This is a genomic window from Fibrobacter sp. UWP2, assembly GCF_900141705.1.
Lineage (GTDB): Bacteria > Fibrobacterota > Fibrobacteria > Fibrobacterales > Fibrobacteraceae > Fibrobacter.
This window is the reverse complement of record NZ_FQYM01000046.1, coordinates 1-13314: the sequence shown is the minus strand read 5'-3', so window position 1 is coordinate 13314 and position 13314 is coordinate 1. Positions and strand designations below refer to the sequence as shown.

General features: G+C 48.9%; 10 protein-coding genes. All 10 read left to right on the top strand.

Annotated elements, in window-relative coordinates:
* Positions 1-148 precede the first annotated feature (148 nt).
* A complete protein-coding gene (locus BUB55_RS13140) occupies positions 149-814 on the top strand; it encodes an FISUMP domain-containing protein (protein WP_073192232.1) in 666 nt (221 codons plus the stop codon).
* A 794-nt stretch (positions 815-1608) separates the two neighbouring features.
* Positions 1609-2889, top strand: a complete 1281-nt coding sequence (locus BUB55_RS13135) for an ATP-binding protein (protein WP_073192230.1) — start codon at positions 1609-1611, stop codon at positions 2887-2889.
* Between the two features lie 339 nt (positions 2890-3228).
* Complete coding sequence (locus BUB55_RS13130) at positions 3229-3666, top strand: metal-dependent transcriptional regulator (protein WP_073192228.1); 438 nt, start codon at positions 3229-3231, stop codon at positions 3664-3666.
* Positions 3667-3714: 48 nt separating this feature from the next.
* Positions 3715-3999 (top strand): FeoA family protein, encoded by a 285-nt coding sequence (locus BUB55_RS13125; protein ID WP_073192225.1) that lies wholly within the window; start codon positions 3715-3717, stop codon positions 3997-3999.
* The gene (gene feoB, locus BUB55_RS13120) at positions 3999-6884 is read left to right on the top strand and encodes a ferrous iron transport protein B (RefSeq protein WP_073192222.1); all 2886 of its coding nucleotides are present in this window, start codon (positions 3999-4001) and stop codon (positions 6882-6884) included. The genes BUB55_RS13125 and feoB overlap by 1 nt, the downstream gene beginning before the upstream one ends.
* Before the next feature lie 233 nt (positions 6885-7117).
* Positions 7118-8569 carry a hypothetical protein gene (locus tag BUB55_RS14385; RefSeq protein WP_073192219.1) on the top strand — a complete coding sequence of 484 codons (1452 nt, stop codon included), beginning with the start codon at positions 7118-7120 and terminating at the stop codon, positions 8567-8569.
* Between the two features lie 129 nt (positions 8570-8698).
* Complete coding sequence (locus BUB55_RS13110) at positions 8699-9313, top strand: MptD family putative ECF transporter S component (protein ID WP_073192237.1); 615 nt, start codon at positions 8699-8701, stop codon at positions 9311-9313.
* Positions 9310-10020 (top strand): energy-coupling factor transporter transmembrane component T, encoded by a 711-nt coding sequence (locus BUB55_RS13105; protein ID WP_073192217.1) that lies wholly within the window; start codon positions 9310-9312, stop codon positions 10018-10020. The genes BUB55_RS13110 and BUB55_RS13105 overlap by 4 nt, the downstream gene beginning before the upstream one ends.
* 35 nt (positions 10021-10055) lie before the next feature.
* Positions 10056-11528: an ABC transporter ATP-binding protein gene (locus BUB55_RS13100; RefSeq protein ID WP_073192234.1), complete on the top strand. Its 1473-nt coding sequence runs from the start codon at positions 10056-10058 to the stop codon at positions 11526-11528.
* 274 nt (positions 11529-11802) lie between these two features.
* A complete protein-coding gene (locus tag BUB55_RS13095) occupies positions 11803-12618 on the top strand; it encodes an Rpn family recombination-promoting nuclease/putative transposase (RefSeq protein ID WP_073192215.1) in 816 nt (271 codons plus the stop codon).
* Positions 12619-13314: the final 696 nt, after the last annotated feature.

Genomic DNA, 13314 nt, shown 5'->3' with positions numbered 1-13314 from the left:
GAAAAGAGCATGAAACTACTTGACAATGAAGCGCTAATAGCCTAGATTTACACCAGTTGGAGACCTGGATTTTCAACTAAAAAAGGGACAAATTCCAGTCGTTGATACCATTAGTTACTATTGTGCGTCAAACGGTAATTGGGTTGACATGACTAACGATTGGAATTGGCTTGTCCCCAAGGAATATCGCTTTAATCCTGATTTTGAATACGGAACTATGACTGATGAAAGAGATGGAAAGGTTTATAGGACCACGGTTATAGATGGTGTTACCTGGATGGCAGAAAACTTGAATTTTGCGGACAAGAATATTTCTCATAATTTAGAAGGAAATATGTGGGCAAATAAAAATGATCCTGACGGGGAAATAGCGGGCCGATACTACACATGGTCTGCAGCAATGGATACTGCCGCATACGATTGTGGCGAAGGACTTCGTTGTTCTATAAGCGATGTCAATCGAAAAGGTATATGTCCAGAAGGATGGCACATCCCTCGCCTAGAAGAATGGAAAAATCTATTATCAACAATTGAAGAACTTGGCAATAGGCAAAAACTTTTGAGATCCAAAACAGGATGGGATAGGTCAAACAATGGAACTGACGCTATAGGATTTTCTGCTTTTCCCGTTGGATACAATCAAGGAGGATCTTTTTATGGCGATGGATATTATGCTGTTTTTTGGACTGCAACCCAGGGAGGGGATGGATATACATCAGGATATTACTTTTACATTTCAAATCAAAATGGAGCAGCCTCTTATGGGACTCTCAATAAGGGAAGAGGACATCCTGTCCGTTGCGTAAAGAACTGATTCGCAAATTTTACCCCAAATAATAAGACTGCTGTCAGACAAACCATTTTGTGAATTTATTTCTCGGCTTCCGTGAATGCGGAGGCCATGAAGGCTCGTTTAGCGCTCTTCTAAATCATCAATAGACTGTAAAGACGACTTTATTCGGTAACGCCTTGACATTTTTGTGGTATTCGCTTTCAATTTGCAATAACATCAAATCCTGCAGTCAAGGAATTTATAGAAAGTCAGTTGTAACAACTACGGTTTGCTCCAGAACCTATAGGAAAGATATAGTTACTGGAGGAAATCAATGTGTGGATTGCTCAGTAGACGTTCCGCTAGATATAGCGGTAAACGCCACGTTTCTGTTGCCCAGCGCTCATTCTAACTAAAAAGTGTGAAAAAATCAAAAAAAACTGATTATTCCATACTTTTTAATCAATTACGAAAGGTCTGACTGACAGGCTCTGCTAGGCCATTTCATACAATTCGGCGGTCCTAGCAAAAAAAACGGTTTCGTAAGCCCATCCAAAACTGTTTTTTGGCGTCGTAATCAATTTTTTTACGCTGAAAGGGTCATCAGGCTCGCCGCAGCGAGTTCGCAGCTATACAGTCTGGCCTAACAGAGCCGAAGGGTCATTTTCGCAGCTTTTTCGCAGTTTCGACCCAAAAGTACGGTCTAGCCCGACAGAGCTTGATGAAATTTTATACATTTGTTCACTGTTTGAAGTGTGGAAAAATGTCAAAATGACTTGATTTTATGTGCGGAAAAATGTATTTTACAGGGTGAAATATATGCGGAAAAATGTAAAATGAAGCGAATTGCCCTAGAAAATCTGCTTAAATGGAAAGAAAGCGCAAATCGAAAGCCCTTGATTCTTAACGGGGCGCGTCAAGTCGGCAAGACCTGGCTTTTGCGGGAATTTGCCAAGACGGCATATCAGAAAGAAGCCTATATCGTTTGCCGAAAAAATGAGTTGGTGAAACAGGTGTTCGCCCGCGATTTTGACATAAAACGAATCTTGCGCGATTTAAAGGCCTTAAGCAAGGTTGACATCACCCCCGGCGACACGTTGATTATTTTGGACGAAGTTCAAGATGTTCCCGAAGCCATCGAAGCGCTGAAATATTTCTACGAGCAAGCGCCCGAATATCATATTGCCGTTGCGGGATCGTTGCTTGGAATTTCGCTCCATCAGGGAGTGTCGTTCCCTGTCGGAAAGGTGGACGAGCTAGACATTTTCCCGATGAATTTTATGGAATTCCTTGACGCCATCGGCGAACAGAACACTGCGGATCTCATTGCAAAAAGAGATTTTGCTAGCATTGCTCCGTTGCACGAAAAGTGCGTCGATTTGCTCAGGCAATACTACTATGTGGGCGGCATGCCCGAAGCAGTTAAACAGTATGCTGAAACCGGGGCTCTGCAGAGCGTGCGCGAAATACAGAAAAGCATCTTGCGTGGATATGAGCAGGATTTTTCAAAACATGCGCCCAAAGACCAGGTTGCAAAGATAAAGCTTGTTTGGAAAAGCGTTCCCTCGCAACTGTTCAAGGAAAACAAGAAGTTTATTTACGGGGCACTCCGCAAGGGCGCCCGTGCAACGCAATACGAAGAAGCTATCGAATGGCTTGTGGGTTCCGGCTTGCTTTACAAGGTGTCTCGCGTTTCTAAACCCGCTTTGCCATTAAGCATTTATGAAGAACTGAACATTTTCAAGTTATATGCATTGGATGTCGGTCTGTTGGGTGCGATGGCAAATACAGATTCTTCGCAGATTCTAATCAAGAGCGACCTGATTGCAGAATTCAATGGCGGACTTGCAGAACAGTTTATTTTGCAACAAATGAAAAGTAAACGGATTGACCCGATTTACTACCACTCGACGGACGATTCAAGGCTAGAATTAGATTTCCTGATACAGTCGGAAGGCCGCCTCTTGCCCATCGAAGTCAAGTCCGGAGAATCAGTGAGCTCCAACTCCCTTTCGACGCTGCTGCAAAACACGCCAGGACTCCAGGCAATTCGCTACTCCATGCGCCCCTATAGGGAGCAAGCATCTTTGACTAATGTTCCGCTTTATGCGGTGTAAAAAATGTTGACTTGAATAGTAAACAAAAATGCCCCTGCTCAGAGCTACTTGAGCGGGGGCACCTTTATTCCCAAAGAGACACAAAAGAGGGAATTGATTTTTTGATTCAACCTAACAAGCCTGAATCCGAAAGCTATGGCGACATTCTGAATTAGACTTGTCTAACTAAAAGTTAGATAAATCTAATTGCAAAAACAAGGGCAAAAAGGTCAAAATAATGTAAATTTTCCGTTTCAAAGTTAGATTTGTCTAAAAAAGTATGGCTATTGTAATATTTTTAGCCTTGCCTAATTAGATTTATTAAACTATATTAGCCGCGTCTAAACAAGGCTGGTTGAAATGGACCATACAAAACTGACTCAAAGCTTAGAAGACTACTTGGAAATGGTGCACATGCTGCGCCTAGCGAACGGGCTTGCCCGCGTCAAGGATATTGCGGCGGCTCTCGGCGTGAAAATGCCGTCGGTTGCAAAGGCCATGGTTGAACTCAAGAAGATGGGCCTTGTTAGGCAGGAACCCTACAGCGGTGTAGAACTCACCGAAGAGGGAGAGCGCGTTGCCGCCATGATTTTGAACCGTCATATTCTTCTGAAGGGATTCCTGATTAAGCTGGGCGTGTCCGAGGCGATTGCCGACAAGGATGCTTGCAGTATGGAACATATCCTTTCTGCAGAAACGCTCGGTAACATTGAAGATTTTGTGAAACCGTCGAATGCGATTGCCTCGGCAAAAGTTTCTTCGGTAAAAAAGCTAAGGGTTGTCAAAAACACAAAGTAAACAGGAAGGCTCCGCTTAAGAGTTTTCTCGTTTTTATATGAGGATGATATGAGCTGTAATTGTGGGTGCGGCGGCAAGTCGCATACGAAAAAATGGGGTACCGAGCCCAAGTTCTCGGAACTCAAGAAGGGCGACAAGGTGGAAATCGTCGGCTATAACGAGGGCGATTCTGCTTATAAGTCCAAGTTGCTTTCGATGGGCCTTGTGCGTGGCGTGCAGATTGAAGTCTTGCAGGCGGCCCCGCTCGGCGACCCGATCGAGGTGGCGGTGCTTTCTTATAGACTCTCGCTCCGCAAAGAAGAAGCCAACGTTCTCAAGTTGAGGAGGGTATAATGGCTGCCAGAAAACTTTTGACGATTGCAATTGCCGGTAACCCGAACTGCGGTAAGACGGCTCTCTTTAACGCGCTTACGGGTGCTCGCCAGCATGTGGGTAACTGGCCCGGCGTGACGGTCGAAAAGAAGGAAGGTTACTTTGAACTGGGCGACCGCCAGATTCGCCTGGTGGACCTTCCGGGTACTTACGCCTTGTTCGCAAATGCCGAAGACGAACGCGCTGCTGTCGACTACTTGCTCAGCCGCGAAGCGAGCCTCATCATCAACATCGTCGATGCGACGAACCTGGAACGCAACCTGTTCCTTACGAGCCAGCTTGCCGACATGAAGATTCCGATGGTGATTGCCGTCAACATGATGGACATTGCCGAGAATCGCGGAATCCAGCTTGACCTCGACGAACTTTCTGATTTCTACGGCGTGCCGTGCATTCCGCTTTCTGCGGTGAGCGAAAAGAGCGTCACTAACTTTATTAGCCAGATGGGCCATGTGCTCGCAAGCCCGATGCCGCTCCCGAAGCCGGTGGTTTACGGCGACAAGGTCGAAGAGGCCGTGAAGGTGTTGGAACCGAAGGTGGCTCCGGTTGCAGAACTCTTGGCGACGGATGCCCGCTGGGTTTCGCTCATGTACTTGGGCAACGAGAAGAGCTATGCAGATAAGTTTGCCGAAGCGGGCGTGAAGCTCGACAAGGCCGATGTCGTGAAGATTCTGGGCGAAGAACCGGAATTTGCGATGGCCGAAAACCGCTATTCCATTTCGCACGAGGTGGCAGGCAAGGCGATTGTTTCTGCGCGCGCCAAGAAAACTTTCTCGGACAAGCTTGACGCCGTACTTTTGAACCGTTGGGCCGCTCTCCCGATTTTCCTTGTCATCATGTATTTGGTGTTCTGGATTGCGGTGACGATTGGTTCTGCGTTCATTGATTTCTTTGACGTGCTGTTCGGTGCGATTTTCGTGGATGGCCTCGGCTACGTGCTGGGCGATGTACTCGGTTGCCCGTCGTTTGTCACGGCAATTCTCGCTGACGGTATCGGTGCCGGTATCCAGACGGTTTCAACCTTCATTCCGGTCATCTTCTTTATGTTCCTGTGCCTTTCGTTCTTGGAAGACTCGGGTTACATGGCCCGCGCGGCTTTCGTTGCTGACCGCTTCATGCGTTTCCTCGGGCTCCCGGGTCGTGCCTTCGTGCCGATGATGGTGGGCTTCGGCTGCGGCGTGCCGGGCATTATGGGCTCCCGCGTGCTGGAATCCAAGCGTGAACGTTTCCTCACCATTTTCCTGGTGCCGTTCATGAGCTGCGGTGCACGCCTCCCGGTGTATGCGCTGTTTGCTGCTGCGTTCTTCGGCAAGATGGCGGGCACGGTGGTGTTCCTGCTTTACCTCGCCGGTGTGCTGTTCGCTATCGCTTACGGTTTGTTCCTGAAAAAATCGCTTTTCCAGGGCCAGGCCAGCAACTTTGTGATGGAACTTCCGCCGTATCACTTGCCCAAGTTCAAGTCCCTGATGATTCACTGCTGGCAGCGCCTGCGCGACTACATCTGGCGCGCCGGTAAGGTGATTACCATTGCCGTTGCAATACTTGGCTTCCTCAACAGCTTCGGTATTGTGGAGAAGGCTGCGGACGAAAATGCTCCGGCCGATGAACCGGCAGGTTTTGAATTTACAGCCGGTAACGGAGACTCCGAAAACAGCTTGCTCTCTGTTATCGGTAAGGCGATTACGCCGGTGTTTGAACCGTTCGGTGTCGAAAAGGAAAACTGGCCCGCATCCGTGTCGCTGTTTACGGGCCTGTTGGCCAAGGAAGCCGTTATCGGTACCATGAACTCGCTGTATTCTATGGCGGGGGAGAATGCCGAGGCTCCTGCTGATGGTTCGACCCCTTCGACAAGCTCAGGGACCGAAACACCAACCGAAAAGGTCGCTGAGCCTGCCGAAGCGCCGACTGCCGAGGCTCCTGCCCCGGAACAGGTTGCAGCCGCCGATACAAGCAAGGTCACTGAGCTTGCCGAAGTGACCGCTGCTGATTCTGCTGCAACGGATAGCGCCGTGGTTGATACAAATAAGGTCACTGAGCCTGCCGAAGTGACTGAAACTGCAGCTTCTGCCGAAAACGCAGAGGCCGCACCCGCGGAACCCGCTGCAGAAGAAAAACCGCTTATCGTAGGCATCGACGAATGCCCGGCCGAAGAAGAGGAAGAAGGTGGCGCTCCCGATATCAAGGGCGCTGTGCTCGAAGCTCTCGGCTCGATTCCTGCTAACCTCGCCGAAGTCTTTGGCTCCCTCACCGACCCGCTCGGAACTACCGGCGAATTGGAAGGCCAGGAAGCCGCCGAACTCAAGAAGGAAACTCTGGACAAGATTACCGACGCCAAGGTGCTGACCTGCGAAGAATATGCAGCCATCGAAACCTTCGGCGAAGAAGAAGAGGACGAAAAGACCCGCGAAGCTGTGTTTGCAAAGCTCGCTGCCGCAGGCCTCGAACTCTCCGAAGACGAAATGGGCGCTCTCGAAGAAGGCGACCTTTCCGAAACAGCCGACATCTACGCGAACCTCCGCTCTTACTTCCACAATCCGGATAAGAACGGTAACCCGGTGGATGGCTTTAACTGGCAGGTGTTTGCGTTCCTCATCTTTATCTTGCTTTACGTGCCGTGCCTTGCCGCTATGGGCGTGGTTGCCCGCGAAATCGGCCTCGGTCTCGCCGTCCTCATGGCGACGGTTCAGACGATTCTTGCCTGGGCTGTGGCAGTTCTCCTCTACCAGGTGCCCGTTGGAGGCGATACCAAGTGGATTGTCGCTGCTATCGTGGCTCTTGTGGGTACGGGAATCTTCCTCAAGCTCTTCGGCATGAAGGCCAATAAGGAAAAGAGATTCGAAGACTAATCTTTTAGAATCAAGAACTATTAAGGGCTGGTAGGCCCAAAACCTGCCGGCCCTTCATTAAAAGTCTTGAATTAGATTAGTCTAATTTCTGAAACTAAACTGAAACATCTTGGCACGCATTTTGCAACAATAGCACACAGAAGGCGATAGCCAAGCGTTTTTGTAGCACTATTTGTAAAAAACCTGACGGAGTGTTACAAAAACAGAAAATAAATCCGTCAAGGGAGAGAAAAATGAAAAACCGTTTGACGTCTAATCTTTTGTTCGGTCTTGCAGCCGCTTCCTTCTTTGCCGTGTCTGCATTTGCGCAGGAAGCAGCCCCTGCCGCCGAAGCCCCCGCTGCAGCACCCGCTGCTGAAGCTCCTGCCGCCGCCCCCGCTGAACAGGCCGCTCCGGCCCCCGCACAGGAAGCACCTGCTGCTGCTCCTGCAGAACAGGCTGCTCCTGCACAGGAAACTCCTGCTCAGACCGCTGCTGCTCCTGCCGATGGTTCGACAAGCTCACCAACCGACAAGGTCACTGAGCCTGCCGAAGTGACTGAATCTGCTCCTGCCGAAAATACGAATCCGGGCGAAGTCGCTGATGCCGCTGGAAACGCACTTGACATGCTCAAGGCTAGCATGAACGAAGGCACTTCGGAAGCACAGATGGAAGTCAAGTATAATGGTGAAGTTGAATTTGATGCCTACACGGGCAATGTCTGGAAAGACGATGATCTGAACCATTCCTACGCTTCTACCTTCGACCTGAATTTTGAAGTCAAGTTCAACGAAAAGTGGTCTGCATTTGTTGGCCTCGAAGCCGATGGCGAAACGACTGACCCGGCATCCATTTACAATGGCGCCTACATTCAGTATCAGCCGGCTGATTTCTTCGCGGTCAAGCTGGGTGACCTGACCTTCTCGGAAGGTGCATTCGTCGCCTACTATGACTACGACGATCCTGCCGACAATGCCGCAGGCATGAAGGAACACGACATCCGCGGTCTTGAAATCGACCTCGCAGGCTTTATCCTTGGCTTCGGCTTTGGCAGCGGCGATAACGACTGGGCCGACGAAGAAGGTGCCAAGGTTTACGACGTGCATGCCGCCTACGAATTCGACTACGCCGGTCAGCACTTGCGTCCGTATGTGGACTACAAGAGCTATCAGAGCGTTCAGCATAACGAACTCCATGCCGGTGTCGAAGCGGGCCTCTCTATCGGTGGCTTTGGCTTCAGGGCTGTGTATGGTTTCCATGCCGACTACCTGGGTGACGACGGCGATGTCGTGGAAGGCCAGGATTGGACTTCTACCGCTCACACGTTCTTGGCTGAACCGACTTTCGAAGTGGGTATGTTCGATATCAAGACGACTGCCTTCTATGCCATTGTTGACAGGGGCGATGCCGCCGAAGATGCAAGCGATCTTGACAACGGCGAAATTCCGGAATACTTCTTCGTGTATGCCGAACCGGCTTTCAAGATTGCTGAATTCATCAAGCTCGGTATCCCTGTAGAATATCACACGCACACCTTGGATGACGACAACAAGGCCGCTGCAACATTCGATGTCGGTGGCCGCATCTACATCACTCCGATCGAAAACCTGGAACTCACGGCCTTCGGCATGGTGGATGTCGCCGTGCAGGATAACGAAGACGACGATGTGCTGCGTTTCGGCCTTGAAACGGTGTTCAGCTTCTAATAGCCTCTCATGATGCTCGAAAAGGGGACTGTGGCAATAGCCGCGGTCCTTTTTCTGTCTAAATGGAGTAGAAAAAAGTGCATCGAAAAACTCTATTTGGCGTGCAATTGTTTGCTAATGGAGACTTTTATGAGTGACGTTAGAACGACTGGAAAAAAATCTTCGAACACCTTGATCCGCGATCTGGTGAACGTAGGCATATTTTCGGCACTTTATATCGTGCTAGGTTTTATGTCGTCGAGCATCGGCTACATTCCTGCCCTTATTGTTTTTTCGACCGCGAGTATCGCGCTTGTGACGAGCGTTCCCATGTTCCTGTTTTATTCGAAAATAGAAAGGCCGATTCTGTGCTGCATGCTTTTCTGCGGCATTTTCGGGGGCGCAATGTTAGTGATGGGTCAGAGCGTTATCATGTTTGCGATAAGCCTTGCAGTTGGGCTACTGTCGGGAACAATTCTGAAAATCATAGGGAAAAATTTTGCTGGCTTGTACATGGCAAACATTGTCATGAGCCTAATGAGTTCTTCGATGATGCTTCCGCTTTGGCTTTATACCGAGGAATATCTAGAATATATCCGTGGCATGTGCGACGAAGGTTACGTTGCGAAGTTGGCGGAACTTTCTAACAGTATCTGGCCCCTGGTCGGAATTTACACCTTCGGCATCTTGGGTGCCGTTATCGGTGGACTCGTGGCTCGCCGCATCATGAAAAAGCATTTCGAACGGATCGGTCTTGCCCGGTGAAATTGGACCCTCGGACAAAACTGTTCTTAACGATTGCGGGAAACAGCATCATTCTTTCCGCGCCAGTGATTTACGGCGCCATGATTGTTGTTTTGCCGGCGGTTTTATTGGTGCTTGAAAAAAGATGGCGGTTTTCCCTGCTCTTTTCTTTCTTGTACGCAATATCTGCATTCAGTTTTGATTATTTAAAAACAATGGATGTCGGGCTCGCGGGCACGCTGTTTGTCTCGACAATGATGCTTGTTTCGCATGTGATGCCGATAAGCGTTATTTTTTACTATGTCATGACGACTACCAAGGTAAACGAATTCATGGCAGGAATGTCGAAGATGCATATTCCTAACAAAGTGACGATTCCCTTGGCGGTGATGATTCGCTTTTTCCCGACCGTATTCGATGAAGCCCGCGATATCGGGAATGCAATGCGCATGCGGGGCATTCGCCTGTTCAGCCTGCGGACATTAAAGAACCCGCTTGCCATTTTGGAATACAGACTTATTCCGCTGCTGGTGTCACTCACGAAAATCGGGGATGAACTTTCGGTGGCGGCGACGACGCGCGGACTTTCGCCAGAAACGAGACGCAGTTGCATTGTCAAAATCGGGTTCCATGTTCAAGATGTTGTCGTGTTTGTTTATTGTTTGGCCGTTATAGCACTGCTTTGTGGTATTACTCCGTTTTCTGTCATTCTGGAGGAAGGTCCCTGAGCTTGTCGAAGGGCCGACCGATAGAATCCATTATTATGAATATTGCCTTAAAAAACGTTTCCTTCTCCTACGCAGAATCTCTTGACGATGCCGTCATCAAGAACTTGAATTTTGAAATCAAGTCTGGCGAATGCGTTGTGCTTGTGGGGGAGTCGGGTTGCGGAAAGACGACAATTTCTAAGCTGATCAACGGGCTTATTCCGCTTTATCAATCGGGAACGATGGCGGGTGACGTATTGCTCGGCGACAAGAATACCGCCGACATGACGCTTGCAGAAATTTCAAGGCACGTGGGTTCCGTTTTCCAGAATCCGCGTTCGCAATTTTTCAACATCGATACCGACAGTGAAATCGCCTTTGGCTGCGAAAACTTGGGAATGGATCCGGAGGAAATCAGGGAACGCGTGAATCGCGTCGTGAAGGAATTCCACATAGAACATTTGGCGGGCCGAAATATCTTCCACCTTTCTGGCGGAGAAAAGCAGAAAATCGCCTGTGCTTCGGTCTCTGCGACCGACCCCGAAATTTTCGTTCTCGACGAGCCCTCGGCTAATCTTGACTTGAAAACTGTCGCGGACCTCGCTGAAATCATCAAGTTCTGGAAATCTCGCGGCAAGACCGTTCTTATCGTGGAACACCGCATCCATTACCTGCGAGACATTGCAGATCGGATTTGCTATGTAAAAGATGGCTGTATTGCGCACGAATGGACGCCTGCCGAGCTTGAGTCGAAAGGCCCGGAATATGCGGCAAGTCTCGGACTGCGCTGCATTAATTTGGAACAACTTAAAAATAAGGTCCCTGAGCTTGCCGAAGGGCCGGAAAGTTCGAAGGAGCTTGCGAAGCGAACTCTTAAAGAGTCATTGGTCTTCAAAGACCTCCATTTTGCCTACAATCGCAAATTCCCGGTTCTTGACATTCCGGAACTTTCACTCCCGCGCAATCAAATCACAGCCGTTATCGGGCATAATGGTGCCGGAAAATCGACGCTTGCCCAGGTGTTGTGTGGGCTCCGCGGAACCTGGCGACAAAAACGCAAGGCGCGTAAATACGGCGCATACTTGATTATGCAGGACGTGAACCACCAACTGTTTACAGAAAGCGTCCTTGACGAAATTTTGTTGGGCATGAATTCGCAAGATGAAAACGCCGCCCTAGAAATCCTTGAACGGCTTAACCTGAAAGATTACGCTAGTAGCCATCCCATGGCGCTTTCGGGCGGGCAAAAGCAGCGAGTCGCTATCGGCAGCGGCGTTTCTAGCGGCCGCGAAATTGTCGTGTTCGACGAACCTACCAGCGGCCTGGATTACAAACAGATGCTAGCCGTGTCGGCAACTCTCCAGAAACTTGCCGCAAGCGGAAAAACGCTACTCGTGATTACGCACGATCCCGAATTCATTCTAAACTGTTGCCAGTCCGTCATTCGCATGGAACACGGAAAAATCGCGGAACAGTACCCGTTGCAAGGCAATCAAGAAAAGTTGATTGATGCAATGATGAATGTGTGATAGGATTAGTTGTTGGATTTTTTTGCAATTATCTTTGAAGTATGAAGAGTGCATGTAAGGCGAATGAAAGTTTTGCAAACAACTGTTTGCAAAATGAAAAATTTTTTATGAAACAATACTTTTCTACAGCGTTGTTTGCTATATTCTAAACAACCAGCAAATAGCTGGCCAAGCTCACAAAAGAGCCGTTTTCTATATCATATTTATTTATATGACATAGGGACGGTTCTTTTTTTGTTTTTACCGCGCGGCGCAAGCCGCGTAAAGGAGCATTATGGATCCAAACCACGTTCCGTTCGAGGAACTGCCTATCACGAACCGCTTCATGTTCGCGCTGGTATTCAGCCATAAGCATATCGCAAAGCCTTTCCTGGAAGCCATCCTCGGAATCAAGATTTTTGACCTGCAGGAACCGGAGCCGGAGAAATCCACCGAAACAAGCCCCTTCAACAAGGGCGTCCGCTATGACGTGTTCGTAAAGGAACAGGGCCCCGATGGCGAGATTATGCGCACCTTCGACATCGAGATGCAGATTGAGGACACCCACGAGCTTCCGAAGCGTGCCCGCTACTACCAGGCACTGTGCGATTCAGAAGCCCTGAACAAGGGCGAATCCTACCGTAACCTCAAGGAACAGTACATCATCTTTATTTGTCCTGACGACATCTTCAAGCAGGATCGCGCCGTCTACAGGTTCAAGAATCTGGAAAAAGGGCATCCCGAACACGAACTGGGTGACCTCTGTTACAAAAATTTTTATATATTCAATAAGTACAGGGATGTCGCCGAGCAGTCGGTCAAGGAGTATCTCGAATACTTTGCGACCAACAAGGCAACATCCAAGGGGACAAAGAACATCGAACTTCAGCGGCAATGGTACTTGTCGGACAACGAAACAAGGAAGCGCTATATGACTTGGCAACAGGAATTGGATGACTTGGTGTACGATGAACGCCAGCGCACTAAAGCAGCCGAAAAGCGCGCTAGCGAGGCTGAAACTCGTGCGGATGAAGAGAAGTCTCGTGCTGACGAAGAAAAGTCTCGTGCCGACAAGTACGAGAAGATTCTCAAGGAACACGGGCTCCTTTAACTAGGGCCTTGGAGCACTTTTTTGTTTAAAATCGGTCCGCAGGGGTCGGTTTTGCTGTTTTAGGTCGTTTTTTTTCAACAAAAACGGCAAATGTCACCTTTTGCCATTCCAAAAATCTATATTTCAAGGCAAATAGAGTTTTCTCTTGTTCTCTACTTGAAACTTCGACAATTTCTGCAACGAGAACAAGGCGACGCTCACGTCTGCGACCGGCGCAAGCCAGCCGCATCGTTTTGGTACATGCATATTTGATAAATCTGCCTGTAGGCAAACGGCCATTTGGGGCGTGAGTTGTTTGCGTTTATTCGTTGCGGGCAGTCGAAGGCCTCAAGTAGGTAAATGCATTCAACTCCACGCCTTTTTTGTATCCAAAAATGACTGGATTGATGTAGAACGGGGGTAGACTCGCTGAGTTTAGCTCTTGTCCTCTACTTGGAACTTCGACACTTTCAGCAACGAGAATAAGACAATGACTCGCCGTCGCCCATGGATTGTATGGGCGTAGTGTACCCTGGGCGTATTGTATCCGCTTAGGATTGTTTTGCAACGTCATTGCGAACCCTGAAAGGGTAAAGCAATCCATTGCAAGATTGTGCGGGTGGAATTTGTCCCTTTTTTAGTTGAAAATCCAGGTCTCCAACTGGTGTAAATCTAGGCTATTAGCGCTTCATTGTCAAGTAGTTTCATGCTCTTTTC

What these genes read in the sequence shown, in the direction of transcription:
- BUB55_RS13140 (WP_073192232.1), top strand. Translation starts at nt 149, where the DNA reads ATGACTAACGATTGGAATTGGCTTGTCCCCAAGGAATATCGCTTTAAT.
- BUB55_RS13130 (WP_073192228.1), top strand. Translation starts at nt 3,229, where the DNA reads ATGGACCATACAAAACTGACTCAAAGCTTAGAAGACTACTTGGAAATG.
- BUB55_RS14385 (WP_073192219.1), top strand. Translation starts at nt 7,118, where the DNA reads ATGAAAAACCGTTTGACGTCTAATCTTTTGTTCGGTCTTGCAGCCGCT.
- BUB55_RS13095 (WP_073192215.1), top strand. Translation starts at nt 11,803, where the DNA reads ATGGATCCAAACCACGTTCCGTTCGAGGAACTGCCTATCACGAACCGC.
- BUB55_RS13125 (WP_073192225.1), top strand. Translation starts at nt 3,715, where the DNA reads ATGAGCTGTAATTGTGGGTGCGGCGGCAAGTCGCATACGAAAAAATGG.
- BUB55_RS13110 (WP_073192237.1), top strand. Translation starts at nt 8,699, where the DNA reads ATGAGTGACGTTAGAACGACTGGAAAAAAATCTTCGAACACCTTGATC.
- feoB (WP_073192222.1), top strand. Translation starts at nt 3,999, where the DNA reads ATGGCTGCCAGAAAACTTTTGACGATTGCAATTGCCGGTAACCCGAAC.
- BUB55_RS13100 (WP_073192234.1), top strand. Translation starts at nt 10,056, where the DNA reads ATGAATATTGCCTTAAAAAACGTTTCCTTCTCCTACGCAGAATCTCTT.
- BUB55_RS13135 (WP_073192230.1), top strand. Translation starts at nt 1,609, where the DNA reads ATGAAGCGAATTGCCCTAGAAAATCTGCTTAAATGGAAAGAAAGCGCA.